Source organism: Streptomyces sp. NPDC007991, assembly GCF_042958445.1.
Taxonomy (GTDB): domain Bacteria; phylum Actinomycetota; class Actinomycetes; order Streptomycetales; family Streptomycetaceae; genus Streptomyces.
In genome coordinates this window covers 240,798-257,226 of record NZ_JBIBJD010000002.1, presented here as the reverse complement: position 1 = coordinate 257,226, position 16,429 = coordinate 240,798, and the positions used below count along the sequence as shown (strand labels likewise).

At 71.8% G+C, this 16,429-nt stretch carries 14 protein-coding genes; 6 read left to right on the top strand and 8 right to left on the bottom strand.

Annotation, left to right across the window (positions count from 1 at the left end):
• The first annotated feature begins 260 nt into the window (after nucleotides 1-260).
• The gene (locus ACFZDA_RS05300; RefSeq protein WP_391075195.1) at nucleotides 261-2,309 is read left to right on the top strand and encodes a phosphatase PAP2 family protein; all 2,049 of its coding nucleotides are present in this window, start codon (nucleotides 261-263) and stop codon (nucleotides 2,307-2,309) included.
• A gap of 449 nt (nucleotides 2,310-2,758) precedes the next feature.
• Nucleotides 2,759-4,864 (top strand): prolyl oligopeptidase family serine peptidase, encoded by a 2,106-nt coding sequence (locus tag ACFZDA_RS05295; RefSeq protein ID WP_391075193.1) that lies wholly within the window; start codon nucleotides 2,759-2,761, stop codon nucleotides 4,862-4,864.
• Between the two features lie 32 nt (nucleotides 4,865-4,896).
• On the opposite strand, the gene ACFZDA_RS05290 is transcribed toward ACFZDA_RS05295, so the two are convergent.
• On the bottom strand, nucleotides 4,897-5,319 hold the full coding sequence (locus tag ACFZDA_RS05290; RefSeq protein ID WP_391075190.1) for an ATP-binding protein: 423 nt from the start codon (nucleotides 5,317-5,319) through the stop codon (nucleotides 4,897-4,899).
• A gap of 91 nt (nucleotides 5,320-5,410) precedes the next feature.
• On the opposite strand from ACFZDA_RS05290, the gene ACFZDA_RS05285 reads away from it, so the two are divergent.
• Together ACFZDA_RS05285 and ACFZDA_RS05280 are read left to right on the top strand one after the other, a co-directional pair.
• On the top strand, nucleotides 5,411-6,259 hold the full coding sequence (locus ACFZDA_RS05285) for a Scr1 family TA system antitoxin-like transcriptional regulator (protein ID WP_391075188.1): 849 nt from the start codon (nucleotides 5,411-5,413) through the stop codon (nucleotides 6,257-6,259).
• The gene (locus ACFZDA_RS05280; RefSeq protein WP_391075186.1) at nucleotides 6,219-6,497 is read left to right on the top strand and encodes a DUF397 domain-containing protein; all 279 of its coding nucleotides are present in this window, start codon (nucleotides 6,219-6,221) and stop codon (nucleotides 6,495-6,497) included. Before ACFZDA_RS05285 ends, ACFZDA_RS05280 begins: the two co-directional genes overlap by 41 nt.
• Here ACFZDA_RS05280 and ACFZDA_RS05275 read toward each other — a convergent pair.
• Entirely contained in the window at nucleotides 6,481-7,650 is a 1,170-nt protein-coding gene (locus ACFZDA_RS05275; protein ID WP_391075183.1) for a steroid 3-ketoacyl-CoA thiolase, read from the bottom strand. The genes ACFZDA_RS05280 and ACFZDA_RS05275 overlap by 17 nt on opposite strands.
• Before the next feature lie 217 nt (nucleotides 7,651-7,867).
• On the opposite strand from ACFZDA_RS05275, the gene ACFZDA_RS05270 reads away from it, so the two are divergent.
• The gene (locus ACFZDA_RS05270) at nucleotides 7,868-9,103 is read left to right on the top strand and encodes a cytochrome P450 (RefSeq protein ID WP_391075180.1); all 1,236 of its coding nucleotides are present in this window, start codon (nucleotides 7,868-7,870) and stop codon (nucleotides 9,101-9,103) included.
• Nucleotides 9,104-9,106: 3 nt separating this feature from the next.
• Here ACFZDA_RS05270 and ACFZDA_RS05265 read toward each other — a convergent pair whose 3' ends face one another.
• Nucleotides 9,107-9,697 carry a TetR family transcriptional regulator gene (locus tag ACFZDA_RS05265; RefSeq protein WP_391075177.1) on the bottom strand — a complete coding sequence of 197 codons (591 nt, stop codon included), beginning with the start codon at nucleotides 9,695-9,697 and terminating at the stop codon, nucleotides 9,107-9,109.
• Nucleotides 9,698-9,836: 139 nt separating this feature from the next.
• Here ACFZDA_RS05265 and ACFZDA_RS05260 point away from each other — a divergent pair, with 139 nt between their 5' ends.
• Nucleotides 9,837-10,757 (top strand): alpha/beta hydrolase family protein, encoded by a 921-nt coding sequence (locus ACFZDA_RS05260; RefSeq protein ID WP_391075174.1) that lies wholly within the window; start codon nucleotides 9,837-9,839, stop codon nucleotides 10,755-10,757.
• 204 nt (nucleotides 10,758-10,961) lie between these two features.
• Here the strand turns inward: ACFZDA_RS05260 and ACFZDA_RS05255 are convergent, their stop codons facing one another.
• The 5 genes from ACFZDA_RS05255 to ACFZDA_RS05235 are packed head-to-tail and all read right to left on the bottom strand — an operon-like array spanning nucleotide 10,962 to nucleotide 16,416.
• Nucleotides 10,962-11,801: an ECF transporter S component gene (locus ACFZDA_RS05255; protein ID WP_391075171.1), complete on the bottom strand. Its 840-nt coding sequence runs from the start codon at nucleotides 11,799-11,801 to the stop codon at nucleotides 10,962-10,964.
• Complete coding sequence (locus tag ACFZDA_RS05250) at nucleotides 11,798-13,435, bottom strand: ATP-binding cassette domain-containing protein (protein ID WP_391075168.1); 1,638 nt, start codon at nucleotides 13,433-13,435, stop codon at nucleotides 11,798-11,800. Before ACFZDA_RS05250 ends, ACFZDA_RS05255 begins: the two co-directional genes overlap by 4 nt.
• A complete protein-coding gene (locus ACFZDA_RS05245; RefSeq protein ID WP_391075165.1) occupies nucleotides 13,432-14,589 on the bottom strand; it encodes a CbiQ family ECF transporter T component in 1,158 nt (385 codons plus the stop codon). Before ACFZDA_RS05245 ends, ACFZDA_RS05250 begins: the two co-directional genes overlap by 4 nt.
• Nucleotides 14,582-15,211 carry an SCO2322 family protein gene (locus tag ACFZDA_RS05240; RefSeq protein ID WP_391075163.1) on the bottom strand — a complete coding sequence of 210 codons (630 nt, stop codon included), beginning with the start codon at nucleotides 15,209-15,211 and terminating at the stop codon, nucleotides 14,582-14,584. The genes ACFZDA_RS05245 and ACFZDA_RS05240 overlap by 8 nt, the downstream gene beginning before the upstream one ends.
• Entirely contained in the window at nucleotides 15,208-16,416 is a 1,209-nt protein-coding gene (locus tag ACFZDA_RS05235) for a prenyltransferase/squalene oxidase repeat-containing protein (protein ID WP_391075160.1), read from the bottom strand. The genes ACFZDA_RS05240 and ACFZDA_RS05235 overlap by 4 nt, the downstream gene beginning before the upstream one ends.
• Nucleotides 16,417-16,429: the final 13 nt, after the last annotated feature.

Here is a 16,429-nt window from a genome sequence, read left to right as displayed (position 1 = left end):
ACAGGGACGCGGTCCGCGCGGCGGCGCTGTCGTACGGGCCGAAAAGCGACCATAGGCGAAGAAAAGCCCTTTACGGGCGGTACGCCCTTCGTTGCAGGGTGCATCTAAACAGCGGCTACGCAGGCACGTATGCCCGGCTGGGAGCGGTTCCCGCGAGATCTTGATGTGATCCTTCTCGCGTCACGAGAGGCAACCGCACGCCACGCGCAGTATCGTCAACCGGACGAAGGTGGACATACCGGGTAGAGGGTCGACGAGGCGTGGCGAACGCGGAGCGCAGCGGACGACCGGCGGAAGCCCTCGGAGCGACAGCCGTCGGCAGGACCCGCACACCCACCCGCACACCCCTGCGCATGGCCTGTCTCGGGCTGTGGCTGATCGTCGCCGGCCTCGCCGCACGGCAGGTGAGCGTCGTTCTCTCCACCCCGCGCGGCGAGCGGCTGACGGATCTGGAGACCTGGGTCGGGCCCAACGGCGTCCTGCACGTGAAGGGCGCGCTCTACGACTCGACCCGTTTCACCGGCACCCCCTTCAACGGCCTCGTCCTCAAGCCCTTCACCCGCGCGGCCGAACAGGCCCTCGGCTGGGGCTGGACCTTCGGCACGCTGCTGCTGGTCGTCGCCCTCGGCCTGATCGCCGCCCGCGCCCTGCCCCAGCCCGTCGGCCGCCGCACCGCCCTGCTGGCCGCCCCGGTCGCCATCGCCCTGCTCATGCTGTCCCTGCCGGTCCGCAACACGCTGTGGCTCGGCCAGACCAGCATCATCCCGGTCCTGCTCGTCCTGCTGGGCTGCTTCACCGCCCGCGGCCAGCGGACCAGCGGCCTGCTCATCGGCGTCGCGGCGGCGCTCCAGCCCACCCTGCTGCTCTTCACGCCCCTGCTGTGGTGCACCGGCCGCAGACGCGCCGCGCTCCGCGCCGGCGGCACCTTCGCCGCCTGCACCGCACTGGCCTGGGCGGCGATGCCGCACGACTCCCACCGCTACTGGGTCCACCACCTGGCGGGCGTCGGCCTCGGCGGCCCGGCCGAGGACCTCGCCAACCAGTCCCTGCACGGCGCCCTGCTCCGGCTCGGGCTGACCGGGCCCCTGGAGATCGCGCTCTACCTGACGCTCGGCGCGGCCGTCGCCGTCCTGGCCCTGCGCCGCGCCGTGCGCTACGTCGACGACGGCCAGCTCCTCCTCGCCGTCGCGGTCACCGGCTGCGCCGTGATCGTCGTCTCGCCCACGGCCTGGCAGCACCAGCTGCTGTGGGTGCTGCTCGCGGTCGTCGGCCGGGCCGGCAGACGCGCCGGCGACCGGTACGTCTGGCCCGTCACCGTCATCCTGATCATGACCCTGCCGACCAGCATGCTGCTGCCGGACATGCGGGCGCTGGACCCGCTGCGCACCAACCTCGTCCTGCTCGCCGCCCTCGCCGCCGCCACGGCCGTGCCGTTCCTCTCCCGCACCTCCCCGCACTACCGGGCGCCGCTCCCGCCCGAGTACGCCCCCGCCGTCCCGGCCCGCTTCCGGCACGTCCCGCTCGTGCCCCTCCTGCGCCGGGTCCTCACCAGGCCGAACCTCCTCCTGGAACTCCTCCTCATCCGGGTCACCTACGCCGCCTACGCCCGGGTCCGGCTCGCCGCGACCGGCGGCAGCAACTCGGCGGGCCGGACCGAGGCCGAGGAGAACGGCCGGCAGGTCCTCGGCCTGGAGCGCGCCCTGCGCATCGACATCGAGCGCTGGGCCAACCACACCGTCGTCACGGTCGGCCGGCTGCGGGACTTCTTCGACTTCTACTACACGTCGCTGCACTTCATCGTCCCGCTGACCGTCCTCGCCGTCCTGTACTGGCGTCGCCCGGCCGACTACCGCTGGGCCCGCTCCGCCCTGGGCTTCGCCACCCTGCTCGCCCTGGTCGGCTTCTGGCTCTACCCGCTGGCCCCGCCCCGGCTGATGCCGACGCTCGGCTTCATCGACACCGTCCACGGCGTCCAGGACTTCTCCCGGCCCGACTACGGCACGCTCACGTCCCTGACCAACCAGTACGCGGCGATGCCGTCCCTGCACTTCGGCTGGTCGCTGTGGTGCGGCCTCGTCATCGCCGTCCTGGCACGCCGCTGGTGGATCAAGGCGCTGGGGGCGCTGCACCCGCTGCTCACCGCGTCCTCGATCATCGCGACCGGGAACCACTGGGTGCTGGACGCGGCCGGGGGAGCGGTGGTGGTCGGGGTGGGCTTCGCCCTCACCTATCTGCTGTCCGGCCCCCGGGCCGCCGCCGCGGCGGCCGAGCATGAACGCACACCGACCCGAAAACCCGTACACAGGTGAGTCCGGCTCGTCGTGCCGGCCGATGTCAGCGGTGTAGGTGCACGGGTAACACAGGCTCGATTACTTGGCGCGTGCAACTCGCCATTTTCGCCCCGCAACAGCCTCCTTCGGCGTGCGCGTTCAGCCACTTTTGCCGGTGATTCCTCATCGTCGCGTGCCCTGATGGTCGCTTCACTCCAATGGAGCAGCCTTCCGGCGGGGAGGGCGGGCACTCGGCATGACACAACGGATGAATGCCCACGAAAGGAACACTGTCATGAGTGAGCTCCCCATCCTCAACCTCATCATCCCGTTCCTCCCGCTCCCGGCGGATGAAGTGGCGGTACTCGCCGACTGGCAGCTCGCCCTCTCCGCGGGCGACAACGACTGACCCGAACCTTTGTGCGGCGGCCCCCCGGGGGTCGCCGCACATCGTGTCGAAAGGGGTGCCGTCCATGGGAGCACAGCCGTTGACCAGGCGTGATGTGGTGGTGGACGAGGTGCACGGCCGCCGGATGGAGGACCCCTACCGGTGGCTGGAGGACGATGAGGACGCTGGGTGCAAGGAATGGCTGGCCGACCAGGAGCGGTGGCTGGCGGAGCAGGCGGACGGGTGGGGGACACGGCCGGTGTTCCGGAAGCTGCTGCGGCACTTTGTGGACGCGGGCAGCCAGGCGGTATCCGCGGTGTCGCCGCCGGTGTGGCGGGGCCGGCGCCGGTTCTTCCTGAGGGGCGGTGCGGGGCAGGAGCATCCCGTGCTGGTGGCCGCCACGGCCGGGCAGGGCGAGCGAGTGGTGGTTGATCCGTCCGTGCTGGACCCGTCGGGACGTACGACGCTGGACGCCTGGCGGCCGTCGTGGTCGGGCAGGTTGCTGGCCTTCCAGGTCTCGTCCCACGGCAGCGAGAGGCCCGAACTGAACGTGGTGGACGTAGCCGATGGTCACCGGTTCGGCCCCCCGGTGCGTCCGGGACGCGGCACCCCGGTGGCGTGGCTGCCCGGCGACGCCGGCTTCTATTACGTGACCTGCCCCGCCAACGGTGACCGGCAGGTGCGGCTGCGACTGCTCGACACCCCTCAGGATCCGGGCGAGGACCCGGTGGTCTTCGCCACCGAGAACCGGCAGCTGTCGGTGTCGACCAGCGCGGACGGGCACTGGCTGATGGTCAGCTGCGCCCCGGGCGCGCAGTGCGGCAACCAGGTCTACCTGGCCGACCTGACCGCCACGCCCACCCACGCCCCCACTCTGCGGCGGGTGCACGACGGCACGGCCACGGGCGTGCAGGCGCTGGTCAAATTCGGCCCTCGCGGCCTGCTGTACGCGATCACCACCGATGGGGCGCCCGGTGGAAAGATATGCCGGATCGTTCCCGACAGCCCGAACGCCTCGGCGTGGACGCCGCTGATCACTCCGGATCAGGACACGCTGCTCTCGTCATGCGTCGCACTGGTCGAGCCGGGCACCGGTTCGCCGCGCTTCCTGGTCAGCTCCGCGCGCCGAGGCGTGGCCGGTTTGTCGCTGCACGACAGCACCGGGCGTCTGCTGGCCGAGGTCGACACCCCGGGGACCGGCTGCGGCACGGTCACCAGGCTCACCGCGCCGCCCGGTGAGGCGGACCAGGCATGGTTCATCTACGGCGACTTCGTCACCGCCCCGACGGTCCACCGCTTCAGCCTGCACGACCAGCGGTGCCATCCCGACGTCCCGGTTGCCGACAGCGACCCAGCCGTTTCCCCCTCCTCAGCCGCGGACCCCTCGCACAAGCGGCCTCAGGCGGTGGTGCGGCAGCTGAGCTACCCGTCCGAGGACGGCACCGACGTGCCGCTGTTCCTCATCACCCCCGCCGGCTGCGGCCCCGGGCCGCGACCGACCCTGCTGACCGCCTACGGCGGTTTCGGCGCCACAGCTGCCCCGGCCTATTCCGCCACCATCCTGGCCTGGGTCGCCGCCGGCGGCGTCTACGCCATCGCCGGGGTACGCGGCGGCGGGGAACTGGGCACCACCTGGCACCGGGCCGGCAGCGGAATGAACAAGCCCACCGCGTTCGCCGACTACGCCGCCGCCGCCCGATGGCTGATCGCGGAAGGCATCACCGCCCGCGACCAACTGGCCGTCAAAGGCTCCTCGCACAGCGGCCTCATGGTCGCCGCCGCGATCACCCGTGACCCCGGCCTCTACGCCGCGGCCGTCTGCTCGGGCGCCCCGACCGACATGGTCCGCTACCCCCGCCTGGGCATGGGCCAGTGGTGGCTCAACGAGTTCGGCGACCCCGGCAACCCGGACCACCTGGACGTCCTGCTCGGCTACTCGCCGTACCACCGCGTGCGGCCCGGCACCCGCTATCCCGCGGTGCTGATGGTCACCGCCCGCACCGATCCTCGCGTCGGCGCCGCACACACCCGCAAGTTCACCGCCGCCCTGCAACACGCCACCGCAGGCAAACCCGTCGTACTGCGCTGCGAGGACGGCGTCGGCCACGGCCCCCGCGCCGCCTCCCGCAGTATCGAGATGGAAGCCGACGCCCTCGCCTTCTGCGCCACCCACACCGGACTCCAGCCAGGCCTTGCTGGGATGTGACCCGGCCGGGGCGGACACACTTCGCAGCACGCTCACGAACGGGCGACCCCCAGAGTGACGGACTCGGCCCCGCATTCGAACCACACCGTCTTCCCGCCCCCGTGCCACGGCGACACGCCCCACTTGTCGGCCATCGCGTCGAGCAGGAGCAGCCCCCGGCCGCCCTCCGCCTCCGGATCCAGGTGCGCCGGGGAGAGCGGCAGTTCATCACTGCCGTCCGTCACCTCGACCCGTACCCCGCCCGGCTGCCGCAGCAACAGCAGCGCGCAGCGGCGGTCCGGGACGTGCTGGACGACGTTCGCCAGCAGCTCCGTCACGCCCAGCTCGACGGCGTCCGACAGCTCGGGCATGCGCCACTCTTCGAGGAAGGAGCGGACGATACGGCGGACGTGGCGGGGGGCGTGTTCACCGACGGTGAGGCGCATCGAGTACTGGGCGGGAATGTATTCGTTCACGGGACGATGTTGACGTGCCGTGACTACGCTGGGCTACGGAACGGATACAACCGGTCCCGTGGTGGACCGAGTTGCGTGAGAGGGGCTCTGCGTGACCAACATCAACGCCCTTGACCCGGGTGCTTCTCCGCTCGATTACTACGGCTACGAGCTGCGCAGGCACAGGGAGGCGGCGGGACTGACGCTGAAGCAGCTCGGAGGAATCCTCAACTACACAGGCTCGTTGGTGGGTCAGATCGAGACAGCACGGAAGGTGCCGACGCCGGAGTTCAGTGAACGGGTGGATGCGGCGCTGGGCACGGACGGTATGTTCTCCCGGCTGGTGGAACTGGTGCTGCGGAGTCGGCTCCCGGCCTGGTTCCAGCAGGTGGCCGAGCTGGAGATGCGGGCCACCGAGATCTGCTCCTTCCAGACGCACATGATCCTCGGGCTGCTTCAGACCCAGGGCTACGCGCAGGCTGTGCTCGGCGCGCTCGACAGGACCGACCTCGAAGACCGCACGGCAGTCCGTCTGGCTCGTCAACGCGTCTTCGAGAAGGGGGATCCGCCGGTCTTCTGGGCGGTCCTCAGCGAGGCCGCGCTGTACTTGGAGATCGGTGGCCCGGCGGTGATGCGGGAGCAACTTGCCCATCTGTTGTCGTTCGAGGGCAACCCCCTCATCAACATCCAGGTGCTGCCGTTCTCGGCCGGTGCTCACGCAGGACTGACAGGCTCATTCGACCTCTACCACTTTGCGAGCGACCCCACCATCGTCTACACGGAGAGCTACGGCAGTGGGCATCCGACTGCCAATCCGGACGCCGTCAAGGACTGCTCGCTCCGTTACGATCATCTCCGAGCTGCCGCGCTCTCCCTCAAGGACTCGGCGAAGCTCATCCGGCGCGTGATGGAGGAACGCTATGGCAAGCAAGGCGATTCCGGCGGGGATCCAGTGGCGTAAGTCGTCGTACAGCAGTGACCAGGGCGGCCAGTGCGTCGAATGCGCTCCCATCGGCGTGCTGGCCTGGCGTGCGTCCACGCACAGCGGCGACCAGGGCGGTCAGTGCCTCGAAGTCGCCGAAACCCCCCACGCCACCATCGCCATACGCGACTCAAAGAACCCGGCGGGACCGATCCTCACGCTCGACCCCGCCACGTTCACCACGTTCATCAACTGGACGACTACAACCGCTGAATGATCGTGCCGGTGGCCAAACCGCCGCCCGCGCACATCGTGATCAGCGCGAACTCCTTGTCCGCGCGCTCCAGTTCATGAAGTGCCGTCGTGATGAGCCGGGCCCCGGTGGCCCCCACTGGGTGCCCGAGCGCGATCGCGCCGCCGTTCACGTTCACCTTCTCCAGGTCCTGCTCGAAGACCCGCGCCCAGCTCAGTACGACCGACGCGAACGCCTCGTTGATCTCCACGAGGTCGATGTCCTTCAGGGACATCCCGGCCTTGCCCAGCACGGCCCTGGTCGCGTCGATCGGGCCGTCGAGGTGGAAGTGGGGGTCGGCGCCCACCAGGGCCTGGGCCACGATCCTGGCCCGGGGCCGCAGCTTCAGGGCGCGAGCCATCCTCTTCGACGCCCACATGATCGCCGCCGCCCCGTCGGAGATCTGAGACGAGTTGCCCGCCGTATGGACGGCCGTCGGCATGATCGGCTTCAGCGCGGCCAGTCCTTCCGCCGTCGTGTCGCGCAGACCTTCGTCCTTGTCGACCAGGCGCCACATGCCCTGCCCGGCGTACTGCTCCTCCTCCGTCGTCGGGACCTGGACCGCGAACGTCTCCCGTTTGAAGCGTTCCTCCGCCCAGGCGTGGGCGGCCCGCTCCTGGGAGGTGAGGCCCAGGGCGTCGACGTCCTCGCGGGTCAGGTCGCGGTGGCGGGCGATGCGCTCGGCGGCCTCGAACTGGTTCGGCAGGTCGACGTTCCACTCGTCGGGGAACGGCTTGCCCGGCCCGTGCTTGGAGCCCGAGCCGAGCGGCACCCGGGACATCGACTCCACCCCGCAGGAGATGCCGACATCGATCACGCCCGTGGCGACCATGTTGGCCAGCATGTGGGAGGCCTGCTGGGAGGACCCGCACTGCGCGTCCACGGTCGTCGCGGCCGTCTCGTAGGGGAGCCCCATCGTGAGCCAGGCCGTGCGCGCGGGGTTCATGGACTGCTCGCCGGCGTGGGTGACCGTACCGCCGACGATCTGCTCGACGCAGTCCGCCGGGATGCCGGTGCGGCCGAGGAGTTCGCGGTACGTCTCGCCCAGGAGGTAGGCGGGGTGCAGGTTGGCGAGCGCGCCGCCGCGCTTGCCGATGGGGGTGCGTACGGCTTCGACGATCACGGGTTCGGCAGCCATGGGTGCGGGTCCTCTCCGGGAGGCTACGCGGAACTAGTACGCGTTCTAGTTCTGCCTGCAGTGTGCTGAGGGTCACATGCTCACCGCAAGGGGCGTGCGGGCAATTGAGGGGTCCGTGCCTCTTGCTACTTGTAGAACCCGTTACTACCGTCACCGCAACTCCGCACAGCTGATGGGCCGTCAGAATCAGAGTCGGTACGAGTGGTGGGAGCCGCCCATGTCCTGTCCCGCGCTGCCCGACGGGTTCGACTTCACCGACCCCGACCTGCTGCACAGCCGCGTGCCCCTGCCGGAGTTCGCCGAGCTGCGCCGGGTGGAGCCGGTCTGCTGGGTGCCGCAGCCGGCGGGTCTCGCCGGTTTCCAGGACGGGGGTTACTGGGCGGTCACCCGGCATGCCGACGTCAAGTACGTCTCCACGCACCCGGAGTTGTTCTCGTCGTACCTCAACACGGCGATCATCCGCTTCAACGAGCACATCCAGCGCGACGCCATCGACGCGCAGCGGTTCATCCTGCTGAACATGGACCCGCCCGAGCACACCCGGGTACGGCAGATCGTGCAGCGCGGGTTCACGCCCCGGGCGATCCGGGCGCTGGAGGAGCGGCTGCGGGCCCGCGCCCGGGCGATCGTGGCGAACGCCCGCGCCCACACCGGCCCGTTCGACTTCGTCACCCAGGTCGCCTGCGAACTGCCCCTCCAGGCGATAGCCGAGCTGATGGGTGTACCGCAGGAGGACCGGGACAAGATCTTCGACTGGTCCAACAAGATGATCGCGTACGACGATCCCGAGTACGCCATCACCGAGGAGGTCGGCGCCGAGTCGGCCACGGAGATCATCGCCTACGCCATGAACATGGCCGCCGACCGCAAGCAGTGCCCCGCCCACGACATCGTCACGCAACTCGTCGCGGCGGAGAACGAGGGCAACCTCAACTCCGACGAGTTCGGCTTCTTCGTGCTGATGCTGGCCGTCGCCGGGAACGAGACCACCCGCAACGCCATCACCCACGGCATGCACGCCTTCCTCACCCACCCCGAGCAGTGGGAGCTGTACAAGGGGCAGCGGCCGTCGACGACGGCGGAGGAGATCGTGCGCTGGGCGACCCCGGTCGCCGCCTTCCAGCGCACCGCCACACAGGACACCGAACTGGGCGGCAAACGGATCCGCAAGGGCGACCGGGTGGGGCTGTTCTACGCCTCCGCCAACCACGACCCCGAGGCCTTCGACGAGCCGGACGCCTTCGACATCACCCGCGATCCCAACCCCCACCTCGGTTTCGGCGGCGGCGGCCCGCACTACTGCCTGGGCAAGTCGCTCGCCGTGCTGGAGATCGACCTCATCTTCAACGCCGTCGCCGACGCCATGCCGGGACTCCGGCTGGTCGAGGATCCACGCCGGTTGAGGTCCGCGTGGATCAACGGGGTGAAGGAACTCCGGGTTCAGGCCCCGTAGCGGTCAGTGCGGTTGGCGTAGTCCCGCGACGAGGAGCGCGACCAGTCGGCGTGCGTCGTAGCGGGGGTCGCTGTCCGCGCCTGCGCAGAGGTTTCCGATGCCGCGCAGGAACGCGTAGGCGTCGAGGTCGGAGCGGATCTCGCCGGACTCGGCGGCGGCTTCGAGCAGTTGGGTGCACACCGGCAGGAGACGGTCGAGGAAGTAGGTGTGCAGCGGCCCGAAGCAGGTGCTGTCCCCCTGCAGCGCGGTGGCCAGGCCGTGCTTGGTCACCAGGAAGTCGACGAAGAGATCGACCCACCGCACCAGGGCGGCATGGGGCGTCGGGCCGGCCGCCAGCAGGGCCGGGCCGGCTTCGGCGCACGCGTCCACCTGGTGGCGGTAGACGGCGATGACCAGGTCCGCCCGGGTGGGGAAGTGGCGGTAGATCGTGCCCACCCCGACGCCGGCCTTGGCCGCGATGTCGCGCACCGGCGCGTCCACGCCCGAGCTGACGAAGACCTCGGCGGCCGCGTCCAGCAGGCTCTGCTGGTTGCGCCGGGCGTCCTTGCGCTGGGACCGGGCTGAGCTTCCGGCGCTCTGGCCGCTGTCGTTCACCGTGGCTTCCTTCCGTGCGGTTGCGTGCGGGTGGTGCGTGCGGTTGTAAAACGGAACCGTGTTCCGTATCGTGAGGGGCGTAATCGGAACGGCGTTCCGTTTTCATTCATGATGACAGACCTGACCGGAAGGCACTCCCATGCCCGGCGCTTCCCTGTCCGACGCGACCATGGTGATCTCCGCGAAGCCGGTGGTCCTGCCCGCCCCGGGTCGCGGTGAGGACCTCCAGGTCCGCGTGTCCGCCCCCGCGACCGGCGGCGATCTGCCCGTCGTCGTCTTCTCGCACGGCTTCGGCTGGTCGATGAACGGCTACGCCCCGCTGGCGGACCACTGGGCCGCCCAGGGCTTCGTGGTGGTGCAGCCCACCCACCTGGACTCCAGGACGCTGGGCCTGCCTCCCGAGGACCCCCGCACGCCCCGGATCTGGCGCCTGCGCATCGAGGACCTCACGCGGGTGCTGGACGGACTCGACGTCCTCGAAGCCTCCGTGCCGGGCCTCGCTGGCCGCCTCGACCACGACCGTGTCGCCGTGGCCGGCCACTCCTGGGGAGCCCAGACGGCGAGCACGCTCCTGGGCGCCCGCGTCCTCGACTCCGGCGGTGTCCCCGGCGAGGACATGTCCGACCCCCGCGTCAAGGCGGGCGTGCTGCTCGCCATGGCCGGCCTGGGCGACGACCTGACCCCGTTCGCCGTCGAGCACCTGCCCTTCATGCGGCCGTCCTTCGCCAGCATGACCACACCGGCGCTCATCGTCGCCGGGGACCACGACGACTCCGCGCTGACCACGCGCGGACCGGACTGGTTCACCGACCCCTACACCTACAGCCCGGGAAACAAGAGCCTGCTCACGCTGTTCGGGGCGGAGCACTCGCTCGGGGGCATCCCCGGCTACGAGGTGGCGGAGACGACCGACGAGAGCCCCGCACGCGTCGCGCTGCTCCAGCGCCTCACCACCGCCTATCTGCGCAGCGCCCTCTACCCCGGGGACACCGGCTGGAAGGCGGCGGCCGTCGCGCTGGAGGAGGACCCCGAGCCGCTGGGGAAGCTCCAGAGCAAGTAGGCGAAGGCGACGGCCCCGGGGATCAGGGGGCCGCCGCCTTCGGTCTCGGGGGTGCGGCTTTTTTCGGGGGTGGGCTCGGCCAGCGAAACAGGCGGGCCGGATGCCTGCAAGGAACCGGCTTACTAGGGGTGGCCGCATGTGCGCGGAAGGTCTGGCGGGTGACCGGGGGCTGTCCCTACGGCCCCGCTTCGTAGGTGACGGGGGTCATGTGGGGGGCTTCACCCCCCGGGGCGTGTCGAACGTGACCGGCGTCTCGAAGGCCGCGCGGCGGGTGGCGCGGCGCAGCGCCCGCAGGAGGGCGGGGCCGAGCGTGAGGGTCAGGACGACCGTGACGACGGCCCGGCCCAGGTCCCAGCCCAGCGAGGTGGCCAGGCAGTACGCGAGGAAACGGGCCAGGTTGGCGGCGACCGCCGCGTGCGGGTCGAAGCCGACGCCCGAGGCGAGGGCGCTCATGAAGGGCCAGCCGGCCAGGTTCATGACCGTGCCGTAGGCGAAGGCGGCGAGGAAGCCGTAGGCCGCGAGCATCACGATCTCCCCCCGGCCGCGCAGCCGGTCCGGGCCCGGCAGCAGGCCCGCGCCCATCGCGAACCAGCCCATCGCCAGCATCTGGAACGGCAGCCACGGGCCCACCCCGCCCGTGAGCAGCGCCGACGCGAACATCGTCACCGAGCCGAGGACGAACCCGAATCCCGGGCCGAGGACCCGCCCGCTCAGCACCATCAGGAAGAACATCGGCTCGATACCGGCCGTACCGGCGCCGATCGGCCGCAGGGCCGCCCCCGTCGCGGCGAGCACGCCGAGCATCGCGACCGCCTTCGGGCCGAGACCGGACTCCGAGATCGCCGCGGCCACCACCGCCACGAGCAGCACCAGCAGGCCCGCGAAGAGCCAGGGCGCGTCCTGGGCGTGCGCGCTGAGGCGCGAGGTGGGCGGGGTCAGGAACGGCCAGCCGAAGGCGATGACGCCGACCGCGCTGACGAGGGCCAGGGCGGTGCCGGAGCGGGGGCCGAGGCGGACGGCCCGGGCCTGGCGCCGAGTGTTCACGCGTCGGTCCCGGGCTGGAGCGCCGCGCGGACCTGGGAGACCGTGAGCCAGTGCTGCGGGGCCAGGATCTTGGTGACCTGCGGGGCGAAGGAGGGGGAGGAGACCACGACGTCCGCCGTCGGGCCGTCGGCGATCACCTCGCCGTCGGCCAGCAGGACGACCCGGTGGGCGATCTCGGCCGCCAGTTCCACGTCGTGCGTGGCCAGCACGATGGCGTGCCCCTCGGCGGCCAGGGTGCGCAGCACCGCGACCAGGCGGGCCTTCGCCGCGTAGTCCAGGCCGCGGGTCGGCTCGTCGAGCAGGAGCAACGGGGGCCGGGCGGTGAGCACGACGGCCAGGGCGAGGGCGAGCCGCTGCCCCTCCGAGAGGTCCCGGGGGTGGGTGGCGTCGGTGACGCCGGGGAGCAGCTCGGTGACCAGGGCCCGGCAGGTGCCGGGGGTTGCGTCCGCGTCCTGGTCGGCTGCCGTGCACTCGGCGGCGACGGTGTCGGCGTAGAGCAGGTCTCGGGGCTCCTGGGGGACGAGGCCGACTGTGCGGACGAGGTCCTTGGGGCGTGTGCGGTGAGGGACGGCTTCGCCGAGCCGGACGGTTCCCGAGCTGGGGGTGACCAGGCCGACCAGGGAGTTGAGGAGGGTGGACTTTCCGGCGCCGTTGCGGCCCATGAGGGCGATTGTTTCGCCGGGGGTGATGGTGAGGTCGATGTGGCGGAGGGCTTGGATGCGGGCGCGGGTGACGCAGAGGGCTCGTACTTCGGCTGTGCGGCTCGTGGGGGGCTGGTCGCGCGGTTCCCCGCGCCCCTGGGGGGCGATGCCCTCCCGCCCCTCAAGTCGCCGGCGTAGCTCCGATGCCCGGCGGCGGGCGTCGCGGACGGTCATCGGCAGGGGGTTCCAATCCGCCAGGCGGCCCAGGGCCACCACCGGTGGGTAGACCGGGGACACGGCCATCACCTCGGCCGGGGTGCCCAGGATCGGAGGCGTGCCCGGGGCGGGCAGGAGGGCGATCCGGTCGGCGTACTGGATGACGCGTTCCAGGCGGTGTTCGGCCAGGAGGACCGTCGTGCCGAGGTCGTGCACGAGGCGCTGGAGGACGGCCAGGACCTCCTCGGCGGCGGCCGGGTCGAGCGCGGAGGTCGGCTCGTCCAGGACGAGGACGCTCGGGTGCGGGGTGAGGACCGAGCCGATCGCGACACGCTGCCGCTGGCCGCCGGAGAGCGTGGCGATCGGGCGGTGGCGCAGGTCGGCCAGGCCGAGCAGGTCGAGGGTCTCCTCGACCCGGCGCCGCATCACGTCCGGGGCGAGGCCCAGCGACTCCATGCCGTAGGCGAGTTCGTCCTCGACGGTGTCGGTGACGAAGTGGGAGAGCGGGTCCTGGCCCACCGTGCCGACGACGTCGGCGAGTTCGCGCGGCTTGTGGGTGCGGGTGTCGCGGCCGGCGACCGTGACCCTGCCGCGCAGGGTGCCGCCGGTGAAGTGCGGGACGAGCCCGCTGACCGCGCCCAGGACGGTGGACTTGCCGGCACCGGACGGGCCGGCCAGGAGGACGAGTTCACCCTCCGGGACCTCGAAGTCGACGCCCTGGACGGTGGGTTCGGCGGCACCGTCGTACGTCACGGACACATCCTCGAAGCGGATCACGACGGCTCCTTGGGATCGGGGGCGACGAAGGCGGGCAGCAGGCCGAGGAGGATCGCCGCCGCGGGCCAGAGGGGGAGAGTGGGGGCCATGAGCGGTACCACCCCGGGGTGCAGGGCCGCCGGGTCGCGACTCGCGGCGAGCGTGAGCAGCGCGGCGACAGCCACACCGGAGGCGACGACCAGCCAGGCGCGCACGTCCCAGCGGTCGGGGCGGTACCGGGTCCGCAACGACCGGCGTCCGCCGAGCCGGAGACCCGCGAGGGCGGCGGCGAGGCCGGTGAGGAGGACCGGGACTCCGTAGGTGGCGCCCTCGGCGGTGAGCAGACCGTACGTTCCGGCGCACACGCCGAGCAGGCCGCCGAGGGTGAGGGCGGCGGTGGTACGGCGGACGGCGGCGGGGACCTCGGCGGTACGGCCGTAGCCGCGGGCGTCCATCGCGGCGGCCAGCGACACCGAGCGCTCCAGCGCGCCCTCCAGGACCGGCAGGCCCACCTGCAGCAGGCCCCTGAGGCCCTTGTCCGGGCGGCCGCGCAGGCGGCGGGCGGCGCGCAGGCGCTGGACGTCGGCGATGAGGCTGGGCGCGAAGGTCAGGGCCACGACGACCGCGACGCCCATCTCGTAGAGGGCGCCGGGGAGGGACTTGAGGAGGCGTGAGGGGTTCGCGAGGGCGTTCGCGGCGCCGACGCAGATGAGCAGGGTGGCCAGTTTCAGGCCGTCGTACAGGGCGAAGGTGAGGGCTTCGGCGGTGACCTCGCCACCGAGGCGGATGCCCTGGGCCCAGGCGGGGAGGCCGACTTCGGGGAGGGTGAGGAGGGGGTGCGTGCCGGGGATGGGGGAGCCGAGGATCGTCGCGAAGAGCAGGCGGACGAGCAGCACGGCGAGGGCGAGTTTGACGAACGCGCCGTAGGAGCGGGACCAGGGGGTGTCGGGGCGGCGGGTGGCCACGACGTAGGCGGAGACCGTGATGAGGAGGGTGAGGAGGAGGGGGTTGGTGGTGCGGGTCGCCGCGGTGCCGAGGGAGAGGGACCAGAGCCACCAGGCGCCGGGGTGGAGGGCGGTGGGCTGCGCAGCCCGGCGGTGCGGGGTGCCGCTCTCCGGGACGGGCGCCGCCCCAGCGGCACGACTGTCCGCAGGCCGGGGCGTCGTCCTACGCACGTCGGCGTACCTGCCGGATTGCTGCCGCGCCCAGTACCGCCACCACGGCGATTCCCGCCACCAGGCCCAGGGACGGACCGCCCCCCGAGGTGTTCTTCTTCTCCGCGGCCGGCTTCTGCCGCTGCTTGGAGATCTGCTCTCCGCACCCCTTGCCCGGATAACCCGAGATGGCGCACAGGAGGGCGCCCGTGTCGTAGCGCAGCGGCTTGGCCACTGCTGCCAGGGCCTGCGCCGTGGTCGCGTCGGGAGAGACCTGGGCGCAGGCCGTCCGGGGAGCGGGCGGGGTCTCGCCGGGCGGGGCGTCCGCCTTCGTGCCGAAGTCGAGGAGCAGAGCCACCCGCTTCTTGCCGTCCCGCGCGGGCGTCGTGGCGCAGATCGTCTTGAAATCGGCCTCGCCGCGCGGCCGGGCCGCGTCCCCGGAGTCCTCGCTCACCGAGAAGCGGAAGCCCTGGACGTCGCCGTCCGAGGGGCGGGCCGTCGACGGGCCCTGGGTGGCGTAGACCCAGCGGTCGCCGTCGCGGTCCCAGAACGACCAGTACCGGTAGCCCGCGGCCTGGGCCGGGCCCGCTCCCACGCACAGCACGAGCGAGGCCAGGAGGAGGATGACGGCCCGGCGGATCACGGCTGCTTCCTCCGGCGGCCGCTGAAGAGGAAGCCGATGCCGACGCCGGCGACGAGGCAGACCCCGACGTACCACCAGACGCCGAAGACGTCCGAGTCGCCCTTCTCGCCCGCTGCCTGGGTCTTTCCGGCGGTCTGCGGGGCCGGGCCGGTCGCGTTCAGCCGCTTCACCAGGTCGGTGCCGCCGAAGTCGCGCGGGTTCGTGCCGGTGGCGTGGGCGGCGAAGATCAGCTGGGCGTAGGCGGCGGGGCCGTTCTGGGCGGCCCAGGGCGCGGAGTTCTTCTCCAGCCAGCGCAGGGACTTGCCCGCCTGTCCGGTGTCGCCGTGCGCGGCGAGTGCGACGACCGCGTCGGCGGTGTTGCCGTGGTCGGGCTGGGGGTCCGAGCCGGGGGTGGGCGAGGTGAGGTGGCCGTCCTTGACGAGGGCCTTGGTGAGGTAGGCGGCTGCGTTGGCCGCGGCCTGCTCCGGCGTCTTGTCGTCCTCGCAGGCCTGTCCCCCGGCGGCCTCGGTCTTCGCGCCGGGCTTCACCACCATGCCATGGCCCAGTGCGCCCAGCACGCCCGCCGCCGTGGCGTCGGCGTTGGCGGCCAGCCGGCCCTTCTTGTCCGGCTGGAACGCGAAGGCGCCCGCGTCGTCGCCGTCACAGCCGAGGGCGAGTGCCAGCAGCGCGTCGTAGGGCGACTTGCCGCCCTTGTCGACCTGTTGCGGCTTCTCGCCGGCGGCGGTCAGCGCGCCGATGACGACGGAGGTGGAGTTGGTGTCGCTGGCGCCGCCGGGCGTGTAGCCCCAGCCGCCGTCCTTGTTCTGGACGGACTTCAGCCAGGCGACGGCTTTGCCGGTGACGGCGTCGTGCCCGCCGAGGGCGGTGAGGGCCTGTATCGCGGCGGCCGTCTGGTTCGTGTCGACCGGGGTCTTGGCGTCGCACGCGGCGGTGGGGTCGGCGCGGTACGGGGCGAAGGAACCGTTCGCGCACTGCTGGCGCACCAGCCACTCCACGGACTTCTCCGCGGGCTTCACCCCCACGGTGTGCTGCGCGAGCAGGGCGAGGGACTGGCGCCAGACACCGTCGTACCGGGGGTCCTTGTCGCCGTACAGGGCGGAGGGAAGCGCCTGGGACGGGGAAGGGGACGGGGCGGCGGCGGCCGGTGTGGCGGCGCCGATCACGGCGACGGCGGCCAGGACCGCGGCGCTGCTGCGGACGTTCATGATCGGCGGGTGC